General features: G+C 72.1%; 20 protein-coding genes. 9 read left to right on the forward strand and 11 right to left on the reverse strand.

The genetic code is table 11. The features are described 5' to 3' along the window. Positions 1 to 142: 142 nt before the first annotated feature. Positions 143 to 508 (reverse strand): histone-like nucleoid-structuring protein Lsr2, encoded by a 366-nt coding sequence (locus tag AB4030_RS12730; protein WP_442279591.1) that lies wholly within the window; start codon positions 506 to 508, stop codon positions 143 to 145. A 174-nt stretch (positions 509 to 682) separates the two neighbouring features. Here AB4030_RS12730 and AB4030_RS12735 point away from each other — a divergent pair, with 174 nt between their 5' ends. From AB4030_RS12735 to AB4030_RS12745, 3 genes are read left to right on the forward strand one after another with little or no spacing between them, the layout of a single operon-like run. Continuing rightward, positions 683 to 1,723, forward strand: a complete 1,041-nt coding sequence (locus AB4030_RS12735) for an iron ABC transporter substrate-binding protein (RefSeq protein WP_442279592.1) — start codon at positions 683 to 685, stop codon at positions 1,721 to 1,723. A 7-nt stretch (positions 1,724 to 1,730) separates the two neighbouring features. Continuing rightward, the gene (locus tag AB4030_RS12740) at positions 1,731 to 3,278 is read left to right on the forward strand and encodes an ABC transporter permease (RefSeq protein ID WP_442279593.1); all 1,548 of its coding nucleotides are present in this window, start codon (positions 1,731 to 1,733) and stop codon (positions 3,276 to 3,278) included. Next, on the forward strand, positions 3,275 to 4,435 hold the full coding sequence (locus AB4030_RS12745; protein WP_442279594.1) for an ABC transporter ATP-binding protein: 1,161 nt from the start codon (positions 3,275 to 3,277) through the stop codon (positions 4,433 to 4,435). Before AB4030_RS12740 ends, AB4030_RS12745 begins: the two co-directional genes overlap by 4 nt. A 4-nt stretch (positions 4,436 to 4,439) precedes the next feature. On the opposite strand, the gene AB4030_RS12750 is transcribed toward AB4030_RS12745, so the two are convergent. After that, positions 4,440 to 5,861, reverse strand: a complete 1,422-nt coding sequence (locus AB4030_RS12750; RefSeq protein WP_442279595.1) for an ATP-binding protein — start codon at positions 5,859 to 5,861, stop codon at positions 4,440 to 4,442. A gap of 179 nt (positions 5,862 to 6,040) precedes the next feature. On the opposite strand from AB4030_RS12750, the gene AB4030_RS12755 reads away from it, so the two are divergent. Together AB4030_RS12755 and AB4030_RS12760 are read left to right on the forward strand one after the other, a co-directional pair. Further along, positions 6,041 to 8,017, forward strand: a complete 1,977-nt coding sequence (locus tag AB4030_RS12755) for an alpha/beta-hydrolase family protein (RefSeq protein ID WP_442279596.1) — start codon at positions 6,041 to 6,043, stop codon at positions 8,015 to 8,017. 103 nt (positions 8,018 to 8,120) lie between these two features. Beyond that, positions 8,121 to 8,531 carry a DUF7144 family membrane protein gene (locus AB4030_RS12760; RefSeq protein ID WP_442279597.1) on the forward strand — a complete coding sequence of 137 codons (411 nt, stop codon included), beginning with the start codon at positions 8,121 to 8,123 and terminating at the stop codon, positions 8,529 to 8,531. A gap of 18 nt (positions 8,532 to 8,549) precedes the next feature. Here AB4030_RS12760 and AB4030_RS12765 read toward each other — a convergent pair whose 3' ends face one another. The 3 genes from AB4030_RS12765 to AB4030_RS12775 all read right to left on the reverse strand — a co-directional run bounded on the left by AB4030_RS12765 (position 8,550) and on the right by AB4030_RS12775 (position 10,366). Further along, positions 8,550 to 8,891, reverse strand: a complete 342-nt coding sequence (locus AB4030_RS12765; protein ID WP_442279598.1) for a DUF202 domain-containing protein — start codon at positions 8,889 to 8,891, stop codon at positions 8,550 to 8,552. Beyond that, the gene (locus AB4030_RS12770) at positions 8,888 to 9,256 is read right to left on the reverse strand and encodes a YidH family protein (RefSeq protein WP_442279599.1); all 369 of its coding nucleotides are present in this window, start codon (positions 9,254 to 9,256) and stop codon (positions 8,888 to 8,890) included. The genes AB4030_RS12765 and AB4030_RS12770 overlap by 4 nt, the downstream gene beginning before the upstream one ends. 141 nt (positions 9,257 to 9,397) lie before the next feature. Continuing rightward, the gene (locus AB4030_RS12775; RefSeq protein ID WP_442279600.1) at positions 9,398 to 10,366 is read right to left on the reverse strand and encodes an aldo/keto reductase; all 969 of its coding nucleotides are present in this window, start codon (positions 10,364 to 10,366) and stop codon (positions 9,398 to 9,400) included. Positions 10,367 to 10,480: 114 nt separating this feature from the next. Here AB4030_RS12775 and AB4030_RS12780 point away from each other — a divergent pair, with 114 nt between their 5' ends. From AB4030_RS12780 to AB4030_RS12790, 3 genes are all read left to right on the forward strand, one after another. Beyond that, positions 10,481 to 11,320, forward strand: a complete 840-nt coding sequence (locus AB4030_RS12780) for an aldo/keto reductase (protein ID WP_442279601.1) — start codon at positions 10,481 to 10,483, stop codon at positions 11,318 to 11,320. Between the two features lie 408 nt (positions 11,321 to 11,728). Beyond that, positions 11,729 to 14,632 carry a LuxR C-terminal-related transcriptional regulator gene (locus tag AB4030_RS12785; RefSeq protein ID WP_442279602.1) on the forward strand — a complete coding sequence of 968 codons (2,904 nt, stop codon included), beginning with the start codon at positions 11,729 to 11,731 and terminating at the stop codon, positions 14,630 to 14,632. A gap of 95 nt (positions 14,633 to 14,727) precedes the next feature. After that, positions 14,728 to 14,934: a hypothetical protein gene (locus tag AB4030_RS12790; RefSeq protein WP_442279603.1), complete on the forward strand. Its 207-nt coding sequence runs from the start codon at positions 14,728 to 14,730 to the stop codon at positions 14,932 to 14,934. A 53-nt stretch (positions 14,935 to 14,987) separates the two neighbouring features. Here AB4030_RS12790 and AB4030_RS12795 read toward each other — a convergent pair whose 3' ends face one another. From AB4030_RS12795 to AB4030_RS12820, 6 genes are all read right to left on the reverse strand, one after another. Continuing rightward, on the reverse strand, positions 14,988 to 16,793 hold the full coding sequence (locus AB4030_RS12795) for an SLC13 family permease (RefSeq protein ID WP_442279604.1): 1,806 nt from the start codon (positions 16,791 to 16,793) through the stop codon (positions 14,988 to 14,990). Positions 16,794 to 17,035: 242 nt separating this feature from the next. Next, entirely contained in the window at positions 17,036 to 17,620 is a 585-nt protein-coding gene (locus AB4030_RS12800) for a copper chaperone PCu(A)C (RefSeq protein WP_442279605.1), read from the reverse strand. A 316-nt stretch (positions 17,621 to 17,936) separates the two neighbouring features. Continuing rightward, complete coding sequence (locus AB4030_RS12805; RefSeq protein WP_442279606.1) at positions 17,937 to 18,722, reverse strand: response regulator; 786 nt, start codon at positions 18,720 to 18,722, stop codon at positions 17,937 to 17,939. Next, a complete protein-coding gene (locus AB4030_RS12810) occupies positions 18,698 to 20,488 on the reverse strand; it encodes a GAF domain-containing sensor histidine kinase (protein WP_442279607.1) in 1,791 nt (596 codons plus the stop codon). The genes AB4030_RS12805 and AB4030_RS12810 overlap by 25 nt, the downstream gene beginning before the upstream one ends. A gap of 53 nt (positions 20,489 to 20,541) precedes the next feature. Next, positions 20,542 to 21,045: a pyridoxamine 5'-phosphate oxidase family protein gene (locus AB4030_RS12815; protein WP_442279608.1), complete on the reverse strand. Its 504-nt coding sequence runs from the start codon at positions 21,043 to 21,045 to the stop codon at positions 20,542 to 20,544. Position 21,046: 1 nt separating this feature from the next. Next, a complete protein-coding gene (locus tag AB4030_RS12820; RefSeq protein WP_442279609.1) occupies positions 21,047 to 21,721 on the reverse strand; it encodes a hypothetical protein in 675 nt (224 codons plus the stop codon). 193 nt (positions 21,722 to 21,914) lie between these two features. Here AB4030_RS12820 and AB4030_RS12825 point away from each other — a divergent pair, with 193 nt between their 5' ends. Next, entirely contained in the window at positions 21,915 to 22,415 is a 501-nt protein-coding gene (locus tag AB4030_RS12825; RefSeq protein ID WP_442279610.1) for a universal stress protein, read from the forward strand. Positions 22,416 to 22,418 lie beyond the last annotated feature (3 nt).

A 22,418-nucleotide genomic window follows, 5' to 3' on the forward strand; every position in this document is an offset into this window, starting at 1 on the left:
AACGACCATGGACGTTGAGACGGGCGTTAGCGTGGGGCACGAGAACCTCCGGACGGTGTGTGACTTCGACAATCCACACCTCACCCGGAGGTTCTCCTCGTCGTCAACGCCTACGTGTCACCAACGTCCAGGCCGAGTACACCTAGCGGTGGGCGTCCTTGTAGGCCTTGACGACCGGCTGCGGGATGCGGCCGCGGGCGGGGGCGTGGTGTCCGTTCTCCGCAGCCCAGGCACGGATGAGCGCGTTGCGGGACTCGCCCACGGCGGGGAGCACCGTGGTGAGGCGCGCGCGGGGGACCAGGGTGTCGACGAGGCCGGGATCGGCGCTGCGCTCGTCACCGGCTCGCCGGGCCCTGGACACCCAGCCGCCCAGGGACGAGCGGAGCTGTCCGGCGTTGGCTGCGGACAGGTCGATCTCGTAGGTCCGGCCGTCGATGCCGAAGGTCACCGTCTGGTCGGCGTCCGACCCGTCGAGGTCGTCGACGAGGGACACGATGGTCTGACGCATGACCGAGAGCGTAGTGGGGTGCCGGCACGAGTACCGCGCAGCGTCAGCCGTGTCCCGCGCGATCCGGCAGGATGGTCAAGTGCGTCCGGAACGGCATGTAAGGTAAGGCTTACCTACCAGGACGTGCCGGCCGCGAGACCGGCACGTCCCTTCCGGATCACGAAGGCAGCTCACATGACCTCCCGCCCCCACACCCTGATCGGCGTCGCCATGACGACGGCCGGTGCCCTCGCCCTGGCGGCCTGCGGCTCCGGATCGTCCGCGAGCGGCGGATCGAGCGCCGGCACGGGCAGCATCACCGTCTACAACGCGCAGCACGAGAGCCTCACCAAGGAGTGGCTCGACGCGTTCACGAAACAGACCGGGATCAAGGTCACGGTCCGAAACGGTGACGACACCGAGATGTCCAACCAGATCGTGCAGGAGGGCGCGGCGTCGCCGGCCGACGTCTTCCTCACGGAGAACAGCCCCGCCATGACGCAGGTCGAGAACGCCGGCCTCTTCGCCGACGTCGACAAGGCCACGCTCGACCAGGTGCCCGCCGAGTACCGCCCGTCCACGGGCAAGTGGACCGGCATCGCGGCCCGCTCGACCGTCCTCGTCTACGACAAGCGCAAGCTCAAGGAGAACCAGCTTCCGGCGTCGATGCTCGATCTCGCGAAGCCCGAGTGGAAGGGCCGCTGGGCCGCGTCGCCGTCGGGAGCCGACTTCCAGGCGATCGTCTCCGCGCTGGCCGCGCTCAAGGGGAAGGCCGCGACGAACGAGTGGCTGACGGCGATGAAGACCAACGCCAAGGTCTACAAGGGCAACAGCACCGCGATGAAGGCGGTCAACTCGGGCGAGGTCGAGACCGCGCTGATCTACCACTACTACTACTACGGCGACCAGGCCAAGACCGGCGAGAACTCGGCCAACGTCGGCACCCACTACTTCAAGCACCAGGACCCGGGCGCCTTCGTGTCGGTGTCCGGTGGCGGGGTGCTCAAGTCGTCGAAGAACGCCGCGGCCGCCCAGTCGCTGCTGAAGTTCATCACGGGCAAGGCCGGCCAGGAGGTGCTCCGACAAGGCACGTCCTTCGAGTACGCCGTCGGCTCGGACGTGCCCTCCAACCCGGTGCTCGTGCCCCTCAAGGACCTCCAGGCCCCGACGGTCGACCCCGCCAAGCTCAACTCCGCCACGGTCACCGATCTGATGACCCAGGCCGGTCTGCTGTAGTTCGCCGGTGACCACCGAACTGACTGCGCTCCGGGAGCGCCGGCGACCGCCGGTGCTCGCGGTGCTCGCGGTGCTCATCGCGCTGTTCTCGCTCATGCCCCTCGGCTACGTCCTGGCGATGACCGTCGCGACCGGCTGGGACACCGCCGTCGGCCTGATCTTCCGGGCCCGCGTCGGCGAGCTGCTGCTCAACACCGTCCTGCTCATGCTGTTCTCGGTGCCGCTGTGCCTCGTGCTCGGCGTCGGCGGTGCCTGGCTCGTCGAACGGACCCGGCTGCGCGGCAACAGGTTCTGGGCGCTCGCCCTCGCCGCGCCGCTCGCCATCCCGGCGTTCGTCAACAGCTACGGCTGGGTGTCGGCCGTCCCGTCCCTCGGCGGTCTCTGGTCGGGCGTGCTCATCTCGGTGCTGTCCTACTTCCCGCTCGTCTACATCCCGGCGGCGGCGACGCTGAGCCGCCTCGACCCGGCGCTCGAGGAGTCGGCGGCCTCCTTGGGGCTCGGGCCGTGGCACGTGTTCCGCCGAGTCGTGCTCCCTCAGCTGCGGCTCGCGATGACCGGTGGTGCGCTGCTCGTCGGCCTGCACCTGCTGGCCGAGTACGGCGCCTTCGCGATGATCCGCTTCGACACCTTCACGACGGCGATCATGGTGCAGTACCAGTCGACGTTCAACGGCGCCGCCGGCAACATGCTCGCGAGCGTGCTCGTCGTCCTGTGCCTGCTGCTGCTCGTCGCCGAGGTGCGCAGCCGGGGCACCGCCCGCTACGCCCGCGTCGGCTCCGGTGGCCAGGCCGTGCCGGGGCGTATGCCGCTGGGCCACCTCCACGCCCCTGCGCAGCTCTCGCTCCTGCTCCTCGTCGTGCTCGCCGTCGGCGTCCCGATGTGGTTCGTCGTGCGGTGGGTCGTGGTCGGCGGCTCGGCGATCTGGGTGCCGGACGAGCTCGTCCCGGCCCTGCTCCAGACGCTGCTCTACGGCGTGGCCGGTGCGGTGGCGACGACCCTCGTGGCGTTCCCGATGGCGTTCCTCGCCGTGCGCCGGCCGAGCTGGTTCACGCGGTCCCTCGAGCTCTCCAACTACGTCACGAGCTCGATGCCCGGCATCGTCGTCGGCCTCGCCTTCGTCACCGTGAGCATCCGCCTGCTTCCCGGGCTCTACCAGACGGCGTTCGTGCTCGTCGCGGCATACGTCCTGCTCTTCCTGCCCCGCGCGCTCGTCAGCCTTCGCTCGGGGCTCGCCCAGGCCCCCCGTGAGCTCGAGGAGGCCGCGCAGGCGCTGGGCGTGCGCCCCTTGGCCGCCTTCGCCCGGGTCACCCTGCGCCTGACGGCGCCGGCGGCCGCTGGGGGAGCGGCGCTCGTCTTCCTCGCCATCGTCAACGAGCTGACGGCGACCCTGCTGCTCTCACCGAACGGCACGCGCACCCTCGCGACGCAGTTCTGGGCCAAGAGCAGCGAGATCGACTATGCCGGCGCCGCCCCCTACGCGCTGCTCATGGTCGTGCTCTCGGCCCCGATGACCTACCTGCTCTTCCAGCAGTCGAAGAAAGCGGCCGGACAATGACACCGACACCCCTGACGAGCCCGCAGACCTCCGCGGCCACGACGGTCGACTACCACGATCCGGCCGCGCGCGGTCGTCTCGAGGTGGGCGGACTCGTGAAGAGCTTCGGAGGCCAGCAGGTGCTGCGCGGGGTCACGCTGTCGGTCGACCCGGGCAGCACGACGGCCATCGTCGGCCCGTCCGGTTCGGGCAAGACGACCCTGCTGCGCCTCATCGCCGGCTTCGAGCGGGCCGAGGCGGGCTCGGTGACGTTGAGCGGGCGTGCGCTCGCCGGCGAGGGCGCCTGGGTGGCGGCGCACCACCGCGACGTCGGCTACGTCGCCCAGGACGGGGCCCTCTTCCCCCACCTCACCGTCGGTCAGAACGTCGCCTTCGGCATCGACACCGCGCGGCTGCCGAAGGGGCGCAAGGCCACGCAGGCCAAGGTGGTGGAGCTGCTCGAGATGGTCTCGCTCGACGCGGCACTCGCGGCCCGCCGTCCGCACGAGATCTCGGGCGGCCAGCAGCAGCGCGTCGCGCTCGCGAGGGCGCTCGCCCGCGAGCCCGAGCTCATGCTGCTCGACGAGTCCTTCTCCGCGCTCGACGCCGGGCTGCGGGTCGCGACCCGGCGCACGGTCGCCAAGGTGCTCCACGACGCCGGGATCACCACGGTGCTCGTCACCCATGACCAGGCCGAGGCGCTCAGCTTCGCCGACCAGGTGGCCGTGATGCGCGACGGTCTCCTCGCCCAGGTCGACAGCCCCCTCGAGGTCTACACCCGGCCGGTCGACCGCGCCACGGCGGAGTTCCTGGGCGACGCCGTCATGCTCGAGGCCTGGGTCGACGGCGACACCGCCACGTGCTCTCTCGGAACGGTCCGGCTGGCGCCCACGACCCGTCGGGGCCGCGTCCAGCTCATGCTCCGCCCCGAGCAGATCCGCGTCGACGAGAACGGCCCGATCCGCGGCGTCGTCGTCGACACCGACTACTTCGGGCCCGAGAGCACCGTCCGTCTCGAGCTGACCTCGGGGCGTGAACCTGGTTGCGAGACATCGGCGCTCGCCCGTGGGGGAGAGATCATCAGCATCCGTCACTCCAACGCGTTCATCGCCGCCAAGGGCACCGAGCTCCGCCTGCGGATCGAGGGCGAGGCCATCGCCTTCCCGCCGGACGCCTGAGCCGTCAGGGCATCGGCACCGGGACGTCGGTGCCACCCTGCGGCGTGACGCGCGTGCGCATCTGGACGATGCTCGGCATCGCCACGAACCCGCCTGCGAGGAGCGCCTCGCCCTGCCGGAAACGCGCCGCCTGGGCCAGCAGGCCCCGAGGCACGAACCCGAAGGCAGACGCGAGCTGCTCGAGGTCCTCGCGCGAGTTCATCCGCATCAGGGTCAGGTTGTCGCACTGCGACACGATGCCGGGGTGCACTTTCGAGGGGCGCTGCGTCGACAGGAGCAGCCACAGGCCGTACTTGCGGCCCTCGGCGGCGATCTGGATGAGGCGGTCACGCACCGCGACGCCGAGCGGGGTCTCGGGCTCGGGCGGGCAGAGGTTGTGCGCCTCGTCGACGACGATGAGAAGGGGCCGTCGCTCGGCCCGCCGCGCCCACAGGTCGTCGAGGACGGCGAGGGCGACGGTCAGCTGCTCCTCGGGTCGCTCGTAGCCGCCGAGGTCGAGCACGGTCGCGGCCGGCCGGCGGGCGATGACGTCGGTCACCGGCACCGCGCCGAGGGCCCACGTCCTCGTCCACTCGATGACCCCCAGGTTCTCGATGCGCTGGGCGAGGGCCTCGGCATCCGGGTCGCCGAGGGAGCGCAGGTAGGGCAGGATCTGCCCGGCGTCCACGGTGTCGAAGTCTCCGGAGAAGAGGCGCAGGAGCGCGTTGTACTCCGCCCGGTCCACGATCGGGTCGAGGCGCAGCACGGCGGCCTTGGCCCGCGAGGTGAGTGTGGTGAAGCGCACCCGCAGCGGGGTCTGCTCGTCGTCAGGACGGAGGATGACGACGTCACGGCCGCCCAGGGCTCCCGCCTGGAGCGCGTTGGCCTCGACGGCCCGCTCGTGGAGCCGCACGAAGTCGCTGTTGGGGTCGAAGACGACGATGGGCAGCCGGGTCGTCAGGAGGATGCGTTCGAGGAGGACGCCGAGGGCGTACGTCTTCCCGGAGCCGCTCTGGCCGCACCAGAAGGTGTGCCGGTTGAGGCGGTTGGGCACGAGCGCGACGCCCACCGAGTCCTGCCCCGCGAGGTGGCCGAGGTGCAGCTCCGGGTCGGCCGCCGACAGCAGGTGTTGCACCGTGTCGGGCCGCGTCGGCCGGACGGCGACGTCGTGCCACGGCGCGCCCGCAGGTCGTCCCGAGGCGCCGGACCCGCCACCGAACTGCACGAGGGTGCCGGAGGCCGAGAAGCCCGCTGCGGACCCGTCACCGGTGACCTCCTCGACGAACGCGAGGACGCCGCCCTCGCCCTCGGGCTCGAGGTAGTCGCCTGGCACCGGCTGCTCGTTCGACGGGCCGCGCGCCACGAACGACCTCCCGTCCACGGACTCCAGGCGGGTCAGGCCGGGACGCGGACCGGGGGGCGGGACGACGTCGACGTTCGTTGCCATGGCTCCATGATGGCCACCTGGGCCGGGCCAGGGGGCCGTCCTGGGCCACACGCTCCCCACCTCGGGGCACATTCACCCTCGAAGGGTGAGCGCTGGGCGCACCGTCGTGTCCATGCTCGGAGCAGGAGGGCGTGCGCCGCCGGGACAGCGCGTCCATCGGTTCACTGGCGGGAGGGCTCATGGAGCAGTCGGACTTCGTGCACACGGGGCAGAAGGTCGGTCTCGTCATGGCCTCCGTCGTCACGCCGTCGACCCTGGCGCCGTCGCTGTCGAAGCGCTCCTGGCAGGACCAAGGCCTCATCACCGGGCTGTCGACAGGCGCGAGCTACCTCCTCACCCTCTTCTCGCAGGACGTCATCGACGTCGTGACCCCTGCCGTCGCCGGGGCAGCGACCACCTGGTCGCTGTTCCCCGACGACTGGCCTGAGGAGCGGCGCCGCTCGGTTGCGGCCCTCGGCTGCGAGCTGGCGATGACGCCGCTGGGACTCGGCCTCGCGGCATACCTCGACCGTCGTGGCGTCGCCACGGCCAGGGACGGCCTCGTGCGCCAGGCGGCCTGGCGGATGGGCTCCACGGCCCTGTGCGGCACGATCCTCATCGGTGCCACCGCCGCGATGCGCCGGCTCGACCGCGCCGTCGGGGCCGACGGACGCCTCGCGGCCCTGCCCCTGTCGATCCCCGTGGGCCTTGCCACGTCCGCCGTCATCGAACGCGCTCGCCGCGTCGGCACCGACGGCGGTGTCGACGCGGCCGGTGACGTCCCGACCATCGGTGGGCTCGCCGCCGGCGGCGGCGTCCTCGCGGTGCTCTACGGCGCCGGCTGGTTCGAGCGGTGGACGGCCGAGCAGGTGCGCCGGCTCGCCCCTGGCGCAGCCCCCGGTGTGGGCCTCGCGTGGCAGGTCGTCTCGCACGCGGCGTTCGCGGCCGGAGCCGGCGTCGTCGTCAGTGCCCTGTGGACCCGGGCCATGCAACGGATCGAGGCCGTGACGACCACCGTGGACCCGTGGATGAGCGCTGCGTCCGGCGTGTGGACGGACCCGATGGTGAGCGGCGACCCGGCGAGCCTCGTCTCGTGGGACTCGCTCGGGCGCGAGGGGCGACGGCACGCCGTGACCTTCGTGCGGCCGGCACCGATCGTCAGCCCGCCGCCCCTGCCCGACGGCACGGTCCCGGCCGACCTCTCCATCCCGACCGTGATGGGCGAGCCGGCGATGGCGCACCCGGTGCAGGTGTTCGTCGGCCTCGACAGCGCAGCGACCCCGGCCGAACGTGTCGAGCTCGCCATCGCCGAGATGGACCGCACCGACGCCTGGTCCCGCTCGTTGCTCATGCTCGTCTCCCCGACGGGAACCGGCTACGTCAACTACGTGGCCATCGCCGCCGCGCAGTACCTGACCCGCGGCGACATCGCGAGCGTGACGATGCAGTACTCCCGACGGCCGTCACCGCTCTCCCTCGGCAAGGTCCGCGACGCGCGCGAGCAGAACCGTCTGCTGTGGCTGCGCATCCTCGAGCGCGTGCGCACCATGCCCCCGGACGCGCGGCCCGAGGTGGTGCTCTTCGGGGAGTCGCTCGGCGCCCACACGAGCCAGGACGTGCTGCTGGGATGGGGGACGCTCGGGCCGCAGGCGCTCGGCATCGACCGGGCCCTGTGGATCGGGACCCCCGACGGCAGCAAGTGGATGCACGAGATCACCGGCGCCCCCCGGCTCGACGTCGACCCGGCGCTCGTGGCGGTCGTCAACGACCACGAACAGTTCATGGCCCTGGACGAGGCCGCGCGGGCCCGGGTGCGCTACGTGCTGCTCAGCCACGACAACGACGGCGTCACGAAGTTCGGACTCGACCTGCTCAACCGCAGGCCGCCGTGGTTGGGTCCGGACCGGCCGCAGCCCGAGCAGGTCCCCGGGAGGTCACCCCGCGGCATACCGCCCGGCATGCGGTGGCGTCCCGTCACGACGTTCTTCCAGACGCTCATCGACATGAAGAACGCGCAGCTGCCGGGGTCCTTCAGGGCCTGGGCGCACGACTACCGCGCCGACCTGCCGGAGTTCATCCGCGACATCTACGACCTCCACTGCACCGACGCGCAGATGGACGCGATCCAGGACGCCGTGCGCCGACGGGAGGCCTACCGCGAGGACGCCTTCGCCTGACTCGGCCGGCTGCGGATCATCCTCTCCGGATGAGCCGCCCGCGGGTCGAGCTTCGTAGCATCGAAACACGTCGAGAACGCTCCAACTCGTCTCGGAGGACCCCATGGCAAGCACCAGCACCACCCACCGCACCCGCACGCTCTGGGCCGCCGGCTTGAGCACCTTCGCCGCCACCCTGATGATCGTCGTCGGACTCTTCCAGTTCGTCGAGGGCCTTGTCACCGTGGTCAACGGCACGGACTTCCTCGTCCGCACGCCGAACTACGTCTTCACCTTCAATGCGACGGCGTGGGGCTGGTTCCACATGATCGTCGGTCTCGGTGCAGCAGTGGCCGGAGGCTTCATCTTCACCGGCAACATCTTCGCGCGCTCGGTCGGCATCGCGCTCGCCGGAGTCTCGGCGATCGCCAACTTCATGTGGCTGCCGCACTACCCGATCTGGGCGATCGTCATCATCGCCCTCGACGTCTTCGTCATCTGGGCCCTGTGCACCGTGGACCTCGGCAAGACCTGATGCGGACGCGGGCACGCGTCACCGGAGCGCGATGACGACGACGAACGCCAGCGCGGCCAGCCCGACGACTCCCGTCGTCGCGGCCGTGCGGGCGAGCGTGCGCGCAGGGACACCACGCGCAGGGACGACGTCCCCCGCGCGCACGTGGCGGCTCCCGTCGCGGTAGCGGCGACGAGCGGTCAGTGCGAGGTCGACGCTCCACACCAGGCCGAGGGCGGCCACGGCATACCCCAGCGGTCCGAGCTGCGGCGGGAGCACCCGCAGGCCGATGAGTGATCCGACCGCGACCGACAGGGCGGTGCGGCGCCAGGCCAGCGCCGTGCGCTCGGCCTGCATGCCCCGGTCGGCCGGAGAGGTCACAGCAGCAGACCCACGATGACGGCGAGGGCCACGAGTCCGAGCATGACGGCAATGGGCAGCTTGAGACCCGAGGACGGCAGCGGCGCCACGTGGCGCATGGCGCGCTCGGTCCGCATCCACGAGAGCCATGCCTGCGCGGTGGCGGCGATGCCGGCGAGGACGAGCAGCACCGAGATCGCTTCCCGCAGCCACGGGGTCAGCGGCACCTGCAGCGCCTCCACCGCAAGGCCTGCCGCGACGAAGGCGAGCCCGGTGCGGATCCACGCGAGGAAGGTGCGCTCGTTCGCGAGACTGAAGCGCGGGTCCGGGTCCTCGCCGTGCTCGAAGACCGAGCGCGGGAAGCGCCGGTGGCCGTCGGTCGGCATGGGTCCACCTCCTCATCGAAGCCCGTCGCGGAAGTGCGACGTCCCGATCATCCCCCAGACGGCGGGCGCCTCCGGTAGCGGCACGCGTGACCCACCGTGGGGCGCCCGCCGTGACGCCCCGGTCCGGTCACGTGCGCCCCGTCAGAAGCCCGACGGCTCGCGCGGGGTGTAGGGCGCCTCGAGGGCGGCGACCTCGTCGTCGCTCAGGTCGACCTCGAGCGCGGCGACGGCGTCGGCCAGGTGGTGCTCCTTCGTGGGGCCCACGATCGGCGCGCTGACGACGGGCTGGCGCAACACCCAGGCCATCGCCACCTGCGCCATCGGTATGCCGCGGGCTCCGGCGACCTGTTCGACGGCGTCGGCGATCGGCTTGTCCCGGTCGGAGAACAGGGTCTGCCCGAACGCGTCGCTACCCGTGCGCTTCGTCTCGGTGCCCCATGGGCGAGCGAGACGACCGCGGGCCAGCGGGCTCCACGGGACGGCGCCCACGCCCTGGGTGGCCAGCAGCCCGAACATCTCGCGCTCCTCCTCGCGCTGCATGAGGCTGTACTGGTCCTGCATCGACACGAAGCGCGTCCAGCCGCCGAGGTCGGCGGCGTGCTGCATCGTCGCGAACTGCCACGCCCACATCGACGAGGCGCCGATGTAGCGCGCCTTGCCGGCCTTGACGACGTCGTGGAGCGCCTCCATCGTCTCCTCGACCGGAGTCTCCGGGTCGAAGCGGTGGATCTGGTAGAGGTCGACGTAGTCGGTCCCGAGGCGCGCCAGCGAGGCATCGACCTGTTCGAGAATCGCCTTGCGGGACAAGCCTGCCCCGCCCGGACCGTCGTGCATGCGGCCGTGCACCTTGGTGGCGAGCACGACGTCCTCGCGGCGCGTGTAAGCCTTGATGGCGCGGCCGACGATCTCCTCGGACGACCCGGCGCTGTAGACGTTGGCCGTGTCCCAGAAGGTGATGCCGAGCTCGACGGCCTGACGGAAGAGCGGCTCGCTCTCGGTCTCGTCGAGGGACCAGGCGTGGTTGCCGCGGCTGCTGTCGCCGAAGCTCATGCAGCCGAGGGCGATCCGGCTGACCGTGAGGCCTGACTGGCCCAGACGGGTGTACTCCATGGTGTGTCCTTCCGGAGATTCGGTCACCAGCCCTGCCCGTACCCGTTGCTGCGGGATGCGTCGCGGGTGGTCCGGATCCGCCGGCACGCGCCGGTCCTGCGTAGGTTGGGGAGCATGGTGACTCTCCCGACACGCACGCTCACGGACGGCGCCGCCCTGCCGGCCCTCGGCTTCGGCACGTACCCGCTCACCGGCGAGGACGGCATACGCGCCATGGTGTCCGCGCTCGAGGGCGGCTACCGGCTGCTCGACACGGCCGTCAACTACGGCAACGAGGCGGAGGTGGGCGAGGCGATCCGCAGGTCCGGCGTGCCGCGTGACGAGATCGTCGTGCAGACGAAGGTGCCCGGCCGGGACCACGCGTTCGACCGGGCCGTCGCCTCGATCGAGGGGTCCCTCGAGCGCCTGGGCCTCGAGCAGGTGGACGTCGCCCTCATCCACTGGCCCAACCCGAGCGTCGGGCTCTACGTCGATGCGTACCGCGCGCTCGTGGAGTGCCGCGAACGGGGCCTCGTGCGGTCCGTCGGCGTCAGCAACTTCACCGAGGAGCACCTCGCCGACGTCATCGAGGCGACGGGCGTGACCCCGGTGCTCAACCAGGTCGAGCTGCACCCGCTCTTCCCCCAGGAGCCCCTGCGCTCGGTCCACGAGCGGCTCGGCATCGTCACGGAGGCGTGGAGCCCCCTCGGCAAACGCAACGCGCCGTTCGCCGCCGACCCGGTGGCTGCAGCAGCGGAGGCCCACGGCGTCACGCCGGCCCAGGCGATCCTGCGCTGGCACGTGCAGCTCGGCGTCGTTCCGCTGCCGAAGTCGTCGGACCCCGCCCGGCAGCGCAGCAACCTTGACGTCTTCGGATTCGAGCTGACCCCCGACGAGATGGCCGCGATCACCGCGCTCGGGCGCGCGGACGGTCGGCTGTTCGGCGGCGACCCGGACACCCACGAGGAGATGTGACGTAGGCGTCCCGGACCCCGCGTGCCCGTGGACGCAACGACGGACGTTGGGCATTCGGGTGGTTCCCGCCTTTCCCGGCGTTAGTGTGAAGTTGGGCTGAGCGGCCGGTGACCGCGGTCGTCGGCGGTCGAGCGGTCAGTCCGGAACGTGCCGCAGACGTGACCCCTCGCGAAAGTGCACCGGTATGACTTCGTCACCGCAGCTGCCCCTCATCCGTCGGTCGACCGGACGTGCCCACGAGTCGAGGAGACCCGTCGGGTCCCGCGGCGGGCGCTGACCGTCGTGCGCTCGGGGACGGCCAGGACCGTCGGGACCGCTGGCGCGAGGGACCGGCGGACCGAGGGTGACGATCCGGCGCCGTCCCGCCCCTCGCCCAAGCACCGGGTTCCGGGCCTGACCGGGCGAACCGTGAGCCGGAGCGCGATCCACGTGCCGACGCCTCTGGTGTCGGCGTCCGAGCGCGGGAGCGGCACCACGGTGCTCGTCGCCGGCTCCGTCGGCACCGGCAAGACGACGCTGCTCGCCGACTGGGCTCGCGAGCTGGAGCGGCGCGGCGACCTCGTCGGGTGGGCGTCGCTCGATCGTGAGGACAACGACCCGCAGGTCATGGCCGCGACGCTGCTCGGAGCCGTCCGCGCCGCTGCTCCCGGCACGGTGGCGGGGCTGGACGACCAGACCGCGCCGGACCGGGTCGGTACCGCGTTCGTCACCCGCCTGCTCGAGCTCGCCGGGGCGGCTGCCGAGAACATGTGGCTCGTCCTCGACGACCTCCATCTCGTCCGGGACCCCCGTTGCGTCGAGCTCGTCGAAATGGTGGTGCGCTGGGCGCCGACCCACCTGCACGTGGTCATCGGGACGCGGGCCGAGCCGGACCTGCACCTGGCACGTCTGCGCCTCCAGGAACGACTCGTCGAGGTGCGGGAGCGGGACCTGCGCTTCACGCTCGACGACACCCGCGAGCTGCTGTCGCGGCACGACCTCGCGCTCGAGGACCACCAGGTGCGTTACCTCCAGGAGCTCACCGAGGGCTGGGCCGCGGGCGTCGCACTCGCCGCCGTCTCGCTGGCCCGCGGCCGCGACGCAGACGTCTTCCTGCGTGAGTTCGCGCGGAGCAACCGGGCCATGTCCGGCTACCTCGTCGAAGAGGTGCTGGCGAGCCTCGACGAGTCGACGCGCGAGTTCCTCCTCTCGACCTCCGTCCTCGAGGACCTGACGGCAGACCTGGGGGCCGCGGTCACCGGGCGGGACGATGCGGGTGCGTTGCTCGAGTCCCTCTCCGCGGACAACGCCATGGTGACCGTCGACCGGGTGGGGACGCCGACCTACCGCTACCACGTGCTCCTGCGCAGCTACCTCAGCGCGATGCTCGAGGCCAGGAGCGCGCGAGGCGCACGTGACGTCCACGCCCGGGCCGCCCAGTGGTATGCCGCCCACGAGGTTCCCGGGCAGGCCCTGCGTCACGCAGAGGCAGCGGGCGACCTCGACCTCATGAGCGACGTCATCCACCAGCACGCCCTGCACCTGCTGCTCGACGGTCGCGCCTCCGACGTGGAGGCCGCGGTCCGCGCGGTCCGCGCCGACGACCCCGTCATGACCGCAGTCGCGGCACTGGCGAGCCTCGACCTCTCCGACCCCTCGGCGGCCCGTGACCAGCTCGCATCGCTCGTGACCCAGCCGGGGACGTGGTGCTCCGAGCCGTTGCGTGATCAGCCCGCGACGGCGGCGGACCCGTCGATGCTGCCGCTCGAGCGGCTCCTGGCCGTGGGTCTGCGGTGGCTCGCCTTCGTGGGCGACACCCCAGCAGGGCGCCGGCAGGGCCCCGTCCCCGGTGCCGAGCCGAGCTTCGCCGAGACGCTCGCAGCCGGCCTCGCAGACGGCCTCGCCGCCGGGCTCGCCGCCGAGCTGAGCTCGACCTTCACGGCGTGGTCCGAGGAGTCGGCACCAGCGGGAAGCGCGTCGCCGCCGGTCGGCGGCGACCTTCCGTCCGCCGCCGTCACGGTGCAGAACCTGCCGGAGCAGGGTCTGTCGGCCGGACGGGTGCCCCATGCCCAGACCGACCTGACCCTGCTCGACGAGCTGACGAGCGGCGACGTCCTCCTCGGTGCCGGACGTCTGGACGAGGCGCGGGCCGCCTACCGGTCAGCCCTCAGGACCGCGCAAGGGTCCGGCCACCCGTTGCCGGCGCTGCAGGCCATGGTGGGTCTGGCGTCGGTGGCGGCCGGTCGGGAGGACCTCGTCGAGATGACGGCGTGGTCCGAGCGTGTTCTTGTCGACGCGCAGGGGACGCCGTGGGTGGCGGCGCCCCGGCTGCTCCCCGCCCACGTCTTGGCTGCTTGGGGGGCCTTCAACGTCCTCGACCACGCCACCGCGCGTGAGCGCAACCGGGCAGCGCTCGAGCTGCTGACAGCAGTCGCGTCGACGCAGGGCGCAGCCCTGACCGACGTCGAAGCGAGCAACGCGTCCGACGGGATGTCGACGGCGGCTCGCGGCCTCGAGCAGCTGGGGCGACTGGCAAGGATGCTCGAGGCCAACCTCGACCTCGTCGAGGCGGCCGACCAGCCGGGAGCCCGACAGGACGTCGTGGCCAGGGTCATGGCAGGTGCCCGCACCGTGGCGCGTGTGGCGATGACTCCGCACATGGCCGTGGCAGAGCTGTCCCGCGCCCACCGGATCGTCTTGCAGGCAGGGTTTCCCCGGCTCGCACTCGAGGTCGAGCAGCTCTGCTCGGGCTTGCCCGGGGCCGAGACCGAGGTCGCGTCGATGTCGGGTCTGCGTCACCTGTACGCCGGTGACGATGCCGCGGCGCGGACGGCGGTCTCCCGGATCCTCGGGGCCGACCCCTCGACGTCCACGCTGCGCTCATCGCTCACCGCGCACCTCGTCGTGGCGGCGGCCGCCCAGCGCAACGGCCAGCCGGCCGTCGCCCACGAGGAGCTCGTCCTCGCCCTGACCCGGGCAGCGCCCCAGCGTGCCCTCCGCCTGGTGCTCGAGGTCGCACCCGAGGTCGCCGACATCCTCGCGGCTGGAGCCGGTCGCTTTGGTGAGCTCGAGCCGTTCGTCCTCGAGCTGCGCGCGCACGCGCGCCCTGTCGGCAGCCTGCGGGCCGGCCCGGTCCTCGATGTGGCGCTCAGTGCGCGCGAGCTGAGTCTGCTGCGAGAGCTGCCCTCCCTGCTCACCGTCGCCGAGATCGCCGAGGCACGGGCCGTGAGCCGCAACACGGTCAAGACCCAGCTGCGATCGCTCTTCCAGAAGCTCGGCGTGGGGTCCAGACGCGATGCCGTGGCCGCTGCGCGCCGCCTCGGGCTGCTGTAACGCACGGCTCACCCGTCCGGGGTGACGCCCGGGTCGGCGGGGAGCGGCACGATCGAGACAGGAGCTTCGGCATCGGATCGACGCAGGGAGGCGGCGTGCGCTACGAGTTCATCCTGGTCGAGCACATCCCCGACGTCGCCCGAGCGGCGTTCCCCGAGCTGGAGGAGTCGACCGTCGCGACCGGCACCACCGGGTCGGTCATGTTCGGCGACGTCGTCGACGCACCGCACCTGCACGGCATCCTCGACCGTTTCCAGGACCTCGGGTTCACGCTGCTCGAGCTGCGCCGGCTCCCGGACTGACGACCGCTGTCCCGTGGCCGCCTTCGGCAGCACGCCGCCGAGGGCGGAGGCCGTCAGAACCGCCACACGAGCGGGATGACCGCGACGCCGACCACCAGCCACACGAGCATGACCGGAAGCCCGAGTCGCCAGTAGTCGCTGAAGCGGTAGCCGCCGGGACCCATGATCATCATGTTGCTCGGCGTCGCGATCGGTGTGAGCAGCGACGCGGCGCCGGCGACGGCCACGAGCATGAGCACCGGCTGCACCGAGACCCCGGTCTCCTGCGCGGCCGCGACGGCGATCGGCACCACGATGAGCACCGTCGCCGTGTTGCTGACCACCTGCCCCACGACGGCGGTGAGGGCGAAGAGCGCGACGAGCAGCAGGTAGGGGCGGCCGTTGCCGACGACGTCGATGAGGCGCCTGGCGACGAGGTCGGCGGCGCCGCTCGTCTCGATCGCGGTCGACAGCGGGATGAGGCCACCGATGAGCACGACGGTCTGCCACGAGACGGCCCGGTAGGCCTGGTTGACGCTGACCACCTTCGTCAGCACCATCGCCGTCGCCGCTGCGAGGCCGGCGATCGCCGGGGGCGCGAGGCCCAGCGCGAGCACCACCACCATGGCAAGCAGCACGACGATGGCTCTCCCGGAGCGCGGTCCGAGCGGAACCGCTTGTCGGCGAACGAGATCGGGGGAGTCGACGAGCAGCACGTCGCGGTCGTGCACGAGCTCCTCGATGGAGTCCCAGGTGCCGTGCAGGAGAAGGCTGTCGCCCGGCGCCAGCTCGAGCCGGGTGGCGCCTACGTCCCTGCCGAGCCGGCGGATGCCGAGCACGACGAGGTCAGCACCTCGCATCTGGCCCGGGAAGGACGTCTCGCCCACGAGTGGAGAACGAGGCGGCACGACGACCTCCGCGACCCCGACCTCACGGTTGATGATCCCGGCCGTCCCGACCGTGATGGGCCGCATCGCGACGGCGAGGCGCAGCTCCGGCACCAGACGGCTCACCGCGTCGCTCATGCCGCTGACGATGACCACGTCGTCGTCGCCGACCGGGGTCGCTCCCGTCACGGCCTGTCCACCGGCGCTCTGGACGCCGATGAGGGTCACGCCGGGGTATGCCGCGAGGTCGAGCCGTCCTGCTGGCACCCCGACCACGGGCGAGCCGGGACGCACGCGGAGACGGTAGAAACCGTCGTTGAGCTCGTAGTACGCGGCGAGGCGGTTGGCGTGGTGACCGAGGTCCCGCACGGGCTGCGACGAGGGCCGGTGCGGGAGCACCCGCGGTGCGAGCAGCACCCCGAGGGCGATCGTGGACACGACGAGCGGCAGGCCGACCACCGCGAAGTCGAAGAACCGGAACGGCGTCGACCCCGCCTCGACGGACGCCTGGGACACGATGACGTTGACGGGACTGCCCGTCAGGGCGAGCAGGGAGCCGGCGCTGCCGGCGAAGGCCATCGGCATGAGTATCAGTGACGGCGAACGGCGGATGCGGGTGGCCAGGACGAGCACCAGGGGCAGCAGGGCGGCGACCGACCCGTTGAGAGTGATGACGGCCGTCAGGACCGCGCACAGGCCGAGCACCGCGACCATGAGCCGTACCGCGCCGTCTCCGACGATGTCGATGAGCCGCTGACCAGCCCACGTCGTCACACCGGCCGAGTCGATGGCCTCGCTGACGACGAAGAGGGAGGCGATGAAGACGACGACGGGGTCGCCGAAGCCGGAGAGTGCCGTGTTCGCGTCGACGAGGCCCGTGGCGTAGAGCGTCAGGCAGGCCAGGACGGCCACCGCACCCACTGGCAGGCGGTCCCACACGAAGAGGACGACCGTCGCCCCGAGGACGACCAGGCTCGTGGTGGCCGGGCTCACGGTCTCATCGTCCGCGCAGCCGCCTCTGGTGCGGTCACCCGCGACGGGTGAATCGGGATGAACCGCAGGGCGGCCATGCCCTGCTGCCGTGCTCACGGCGGCCCGCATCGGCGAGGTGGCGCAGCTGCCGGAGGCCCCGGGCTTGGCGCAACAAGGTCGCCGCCGGTTTCGGCAGCCGCCTGCTCGTCGAGCTCGCCTGCGCCTTCGAGCGGCCGGCACACGGGGACGGGCGCGTGCCGGGGTCAGCTCGTGCTCGGCGCGACCGGTGAGGCGGGGGAGACGGGGGAGACGGGGGAGACGGGGGAGACGGGGGAGACCGTGGGAAGGCCGAAGCCGTCGACGAAGACGTTGACCGTCACGGTGCCGGCCTTCTCGAAGCGGAAGCTCACCGGCAGCAGCCGCCCGGCCCGAACGTCGACCTTGAGGTCGACCATCTCGAGGTGCAGTCCGCCGGGGTACTGGAGGGACACGACGCCTGCGCCGGGGAGATCGATACGGACCGGCTCCTCGGCCCCGTCGGTGCCCTGCCGCATGACCACCTGCCGCGCGTAGACCGTGCTCACGGCCACCAGTCGGTCGGCCGTGCCACCGTCGTTGGCGAGGGTGGTGAACAGACCCGTGTTGCTGCCCCCGAGCAGCTTGCGCTCCTCGGGGGCGTCGATGCGGGTCGCGAGGAGGCGGATGTCGCCGACCTGCGCGTTGACGCTCGTGCCCCGGGCCGGGTTGGTGATGCGCTCCTGCACCGGATCGGGCTGCGACGTGCACGCGGCCAGCGGCGCGAGGCTGATGGTCAAGAGCGCGGCGACGACGATCGGTCTGGTCCTCATGCCCCGTCAGGCTAGGTCGCGAGGCGGCTGGGCGACTCCCCCGTCGTGGGTGATCGGGTCAGGGGCGCCGCCCGCCACCCGGGCCTGAGGGCGACCGTCATGAGGACCAGACCGTTCGACTGCGCCCGGGTGGGTACTGGGCAGGTGGCGGCATCGTCGCTCTTCAACCAGTCAGGGGCGGCGGTGGCGTCCACTCGCGTGGCGCGGGACCTCCGCGGACGGCGAGACGGCACCCGCTCGGGGGATCGGGTGCCGTCTCACTCCCATCATCGCTGTTCCCGGCACTGCGTTACAGAGGGTCTGCCGGCGTATGCCGTCACGGGCGTCCGTGCCCGTCGGCGGGTTCCGTGGCGTGCTGGGCGCCGTACACCGCCGCTTGGGTGCGTCGCTCGAAGCCGAGCTTGGCGAGCAGCCCGGAGACGTAGTTCTTGACGGTCTTCTCGGCCAGGTGCAGCTGAGCGCCGATCTGGCGGTTCGTCAGGCCCTCCGCGATGAGATCGAGGATCTCCTGCTCTCGGTCGGTGAGGGTGTTGGCACCGGGCCAGGGGTCCGCCCGGCCGGGGTGCCCCGGGTGTGCGGGGTATCCCGGGTGGCCCGGCCGTCCGTCGCGTCGATCGTGACCGTCACGCCGGTCGGAGGACGAGTCGGCGTCGGGGCGGCGGATGCGTTCCAGCAGCCGCTCGACCAGGGCCGGGTCTACCAGGGAGTGCCCGGCGGCGACGTGGGCGACGGCGTCGGTCAGTGAGGGGCCGCGGATCTGCTTGAGCAGGTAGCCCGCAGCGCCGGCCATGACCGCGGCGAACAAGGCGTCGTCGTCGTCGTAGGAGGTGAGGATGAGGCACCGGGTGCCGGGGCTGGTCACCTGCACCTCGCGGCAGACGTCGATGCCGCTCCCGTCGGGCAGCCGAGCGTCGAGCAGCGCGACCTGCGGCGCGAGCGTGGGGATGCGCCGCAGCGCCTCGGCGGCCGTCCCCGCCTCGCCGACGACGCGGAAGTCGTCGTGCGACTCGAGCAGGTCGATGAGGCCGCGCCTGACGATCTCGTGGTCGTCGAGCAGGAAGACCGTGATCGGCGTCGTCACCTCCCCGGTCGTGCGCTCCATGACAGCACCGTTCCCCTCTCGCCCGTGGTCAGCGTGCACTCGCCGTGTCGGGCCCGTGCCCGGCTCGCCAGGTTGTCGAGGCCCCGGTGGGGTCGCCCACCCGGAGGGGCGCTCGTCTGCACCGGCGCCGACCCGTCGTCGATGACCTCGACCCTGACGACAGTGGGGGTGACGGCCACGTGGACGTCGACGGCCGAGCAGTTGGAGTGCTTGACGACGTTGGTCAGCGACTCTCGCAGCACGGCAGTGACGTCGTGGAGCAGTGGGGGGTCGAGCACGGTCGCCACCGGCCCCTCGAGCCGCAGCGTCGGCTCGAAGCCGAGGGCGGCGGTCGAGGAGCGGACGACCTCCAGCAGCACGGCCCGGGCGTCCAGGGACGACCTCGGCTTCTGCAACGTGAAGATCGCGGTCCGGATCCGCCGGATCGTCTCGTCGAGGTCCTCGATGGCCCTGCCGAGCGCCTCACGCACGGCGGGGTCGGTCGCTCGTCCCGTGACGGCCTCCAGCGTCAGCTCCGTGGCGAAGATCCGCTGGATGACGTGGTCGTGCAGGTCACGCGCGATCCGGTGGCGGTCCTCGAGCATGGCGACCCGAGCCTCGTCGCGCCGACCGTCCGCGAGCTCGAGCGCCAGCGCTGCGTGCAGGGCCAGCTGTTCGGCCATCTCGACGTCCGTGCGACTGAACGGAGGGCTCCCGGCGTAGCGCGCGACGACGACCGCACCGCGCACGCCCGCCTCTCCCACCAAGGGGCATGCCATCGCAGGTCCCCACGTCCCGTCCGAGACCACCGGGGTCAGTGCCGGCTCTGCGCGTCCCGTCTCGTCGGCGAGGGTGGCTCGTCGGTCGCGCATCGCCGTGCCCGCGAGCGACGGCTCTGCGGGGTATGCCGTCCCGACGATCGAGTCCGTGCCCTCACCACGGGCAACCTCGACGACGAGCTGCTCGGGATGGTCCGGAGCGGGGACGGGAGCGTCGGGCGCAGCAGGATCCGTCTCCGCCGGGAAGTCGAGGGTGACGACGTCGGCGTCGGCGAGGCGCAGCACGGCGTCGGCGATGCGGACGAGCACCTCGTTGCCCAGCCCGGGCCTCAGCAGGTCGCGGCTGATCTCGGCGGACGCCCGAAGCCACTCCTGCCGTCGCCGCGACTCCTCGTAGAGGCGGGCGTTCTCGATCGCGACCCCGGCGCTGGCCGCCAGCGCGACGACGAGGTCCTCGTCGTCGGAGCTGAAGTCCGCCCCGTCGACCCGTTCGGCGAGGTAGAGGTTGCCGAAGACCTCACCCCGCGAGCGCACCGGCACCCCGAGGAAGCCCTGCATGGGTGGGTGGCCCGGCGGGAAGCCGACGGATCTCGGGTCGTCGGAGATGGCATGCAGCCGGATCGGCCGGGGTTGCTCGATGAGCGCGCCGAGCACCCCCCGTCCGGTGGGCAGGTGCCCGATGCGCTCCACCGTGTCGTTGTCCATGCCCGAGTGGATGAACTGCTCGAGCAGGCCGTCGGCGCCGAGCACCCCGAGGGCGGCGTAGCGTGCCCCCGCAACGGCCCGCGCCGCCTCGACGATGCGCCTCAGCACTCCCGGCAAAGCGAGCTCCGAGACCACGGAACTACTGGCGGCGAGCAATCCACGGAGGCGGTCCTCCGCCGAACCCGGCGGGTCGGAGAGTTCGGGCACCGGCGCGGCGCGCTCGACCATCAGCGTCCCGCCCGGGCAGGGCACGTCGGGTTTCCAGCTGGAGGGTTCGTCGCACGAGTCGACGTCATGCGTCAAGGCTAGGCCTGCTCTGGCCGGTGGGGGGCGGTTGTGGTCAGGTCGGCTGAGCGTCAGTGTGCTCCTCGTCGCGCCACGGACGGCACCCTCTGTGATCCGAACGAACGGCCGGTCAAGCGCTCGACGGTGATCCCGATGAAGACGTTGCGCACGCCACCGGCCCACGGCTCGGCCCCGTCGACGGTCCACAGGTGGGTGAGCAGGGCGGGCGAGGCCACGGCCTGGCCCCGTCCGCGGGCGATGACACTCCAGCCGGTGTGCTGGGTCGCATCGAGGTCGTCCACCTCGAAGACCACCTGCGTCGGACGCACGAGCTCGGAGAGCACCCCGAAGGGGGAGGTGCGGAAGACGATGAGCTCGGCCACGCAGGCATAGCTGACGGGAAAGATCTGCGGACCGTGTCCGGCGTTCCACCCGATGCGGCCGACGTCGCGGGACTCGAGGAGCGTCTGGCACTCCGCGAGAGTCAGGTCGACGTAGTTGATCCGCCGGTTCGACCGCTGGGGGTGCGACGGCACGGTGCGCTCGGGTCCCGCCCGGTAACCGGACGCCGACATCTCACGACCCCGTCTTCTGACGCGTCGAGGCCACCCGGTGCGGGCGGTGTGCCTCCCGTACGGCGCCGTACGGGACCGGACGTCCGAGCTCCACGGTGGAGGCGGGGCGAGGCTCGGGTGTCGCCGCGCGCAGCATCGCGCGGCAGCGGGCGAGCTCGGCGCGCACCCGCACCAGCTCGGTGTGCAGCTCGAGCTCGCGCACGAGGTGGTCGCCGACGCTCCGTGCCCAGGCATCGACGGCGCGCCAGTCGGCGCACCAGGTCATCGGGATCGTCGAGTCGCCGTCGAGTGGCGGCCCGTCCGTCTCGAGCGCCGAGGTCGGCTCGGGCCCGGCCGGACGGGTGGCGCGCGACCCACGGGGCGAGTGGCTCACCCGCAGGGCGTGGACCGCGACGACGAGGTCGAAGCCGTCGGTCGTGGTGACCGCGACGCTGGGGCGGCACGCCACCCGGTGACCGGCGCAGGTCAGCTCGTCGGCGATGGCAGCGGCGATGGCCTCGTCGATGCCGGCTGTCAACGCGGCGAAGGAGGGCGGTGTCGGCGCGGCCGACAGCGACGGGTCGGACGACGTCGTCGTCGTGGGCGTGGTGCGCGCCTCGTCCGTGCCGCCGTGGACCGAACCGGTGGTCTCGGTCGGCGGCGGCGGGGTGGAGTACGTGATGAGGACGGTGCACATGGTGCTCTCCCTGGTCGAAGCCGTCGGTGTGCGGCGCTGCGTCGATGGTGCGCGCACGAGCGAGGACCGGGGTATGGCCGAAGGTCGGGCGCCCCGTGGGACCAAGGTCCCGAACCGGACAGGACCGTTGCACCTGCCGCCGCGCCTCGTGGCGGGGCAGGCTGGGTCAGAGGTGAGGAGCACCATGGACGAGATGACACGCCCTGATGGCGGATCGCGCGCGGCGACACGTGGCGAGGGAGGCCCCGGAGCGGGTGCGTCCGGGCAGACGGGCCGGATCGTGGTGGGCGTGGACGGCTCGAAGCAGAGTCGCATCGCGCTGCGCTGGGCCTGCGCCGACGCGCGTGCCAAGGGGGCCGTGGTCGTCGCGCTCGCGGTGTGGCACCTCTACCCACTGGCGCCGCCCGAGCGTGTCGGTGCGTCGCCGTGGTGGTTCACGACCGACCCGCAGGAGGCCACGGCGGCCTACCTCGGGGAGGTCGTGGACGAGGTCGTCGCGGACTTCCCCGACGTCGTCGTCGAGCAGCAGGTGGTGTCGGGCCACGCAGCCGAGGAGCTGATCCGCCAGTCCGCCCGGGCGGAAGTGGTCGTCCTCGGCGCGACCGGGAGCGGCGGCTTCGCCGGGATGACTCTCGGCTCGGTCAGCCGGGCGGTCCTCGAGCACGCGCTCAGCACGGTGGTCGTCGCCCGCTGACAC

It is taken from the genome of Terrabacter sp. 2YAF2, assembly GCF_052114705.1.
GTDB lineage: Bacteria > Actinomycetota > Actinomycetes > Actinomycetales > Dermatophilaceae > Terrabacter.

Excerpts from the sequence above, each read along its gene's own strand:
- AB4030_RS12730 (WP_442279591.1), bottom strand. The coding sequence starts at position 508 with ATGCGTCAGACCATCGTGTCCCTCGTCGACGACCTCGACGGGTCGGAC.
- AB4030_RS12735 (WP_442279592.1), top strand. The coding sequence starts at position 683 with ATGACCTCCCGCCCCCACACCCTGATCGGCGTCGCCATGACGACGGCC.
- AB4030_RS12745 (WP_442279594.1), top strand. The coding sequence starts at position 3,275 with ATGACACCGACACCCCTGACGAGCCCGCAGACCTCCGCGGCCACGACG.
- AB4030_RS12750 (WP_442279595.1), bottom strand. The coding sequence starts at position 5,861 with ATGGCAACGAACGTCGACGTCGTCCCGCCCCCCGGTCCGCGTCCCGGC.
- AB4030_RS12755 (WP_442279596.1), top strand. The coding sequence starts at position 6,041 with ATGGAGCAGTCGGACTTCGTGCACACGGGGCAGAAGGTCGGTCTCGTC.
- AB4030_RS12760 (WP_442279597.1), top strand. The coding sequence starts at position 8,121 with ATGGCAAGCACCAGCACCACCCACCGCACCCGCACGCTCTGGGCCGCC.
- AB4030_RS12770 (WP_442279599.1), bottom strand. The coding sequence starts at position 9,256 with ATGCCGACCGACGGCCACCGGCGCTTCCCGCGCTCGGTCTTCGAGCAC.
- AB4030_RS12775 (WP_442279600.1), bottom strand. The coding sequence starts at position 10,366 with ATGGAGTACACCCGTCTGGGCCAGTCAGGCCTCACGGTCAGCCGGATC.
- AB4030_RS12780 (WP_442279601.1), top strand. The coding sequence starts at position 10,481 with ATGGTGACTCTCCCGACACGCACGCTCACGGACGGCGCCGCCCTGCCG.
- AB4030_RS12800 (WP_442279605.1), bottom strand. The coding sequence starts at position 17,620 with ATGAGGACCAGACCGATCGTCGTCGCCGCGCTCTTGACCATCAGCCTC.
- AB4030_RS12805 (WP_442279606.1), bottom strand. The coding sequence starts at position 18,722 with ATGGAGCGCACGACCGGGGAGGTGACGACGCCGATCACGGTCTTCCTG.
- AB4030_RS12815 (WP_442279608.1), bottom strand. The coding sequence starts at position 21,045 with ATGTCGGCGTCCGGTTACCGGGCGGGACCCGAGCGCACCGTGCCGTCG.
- AB4030_RS12820 (WP_442279609.1), bottom strand. The coding sequence starts at position 21,721 with ATGTGCACCGTCCTCATCACGTACTCCACCCCGCCGCCGCCGACCGAG.
- AB4030_RS12825 (WP_442279610.1), top strand. The coding sequence starts at position 21,915 with ATGACACGCCCTGATGGCGGATCGCGCGCGGCGACACGTGGCGAGGGA.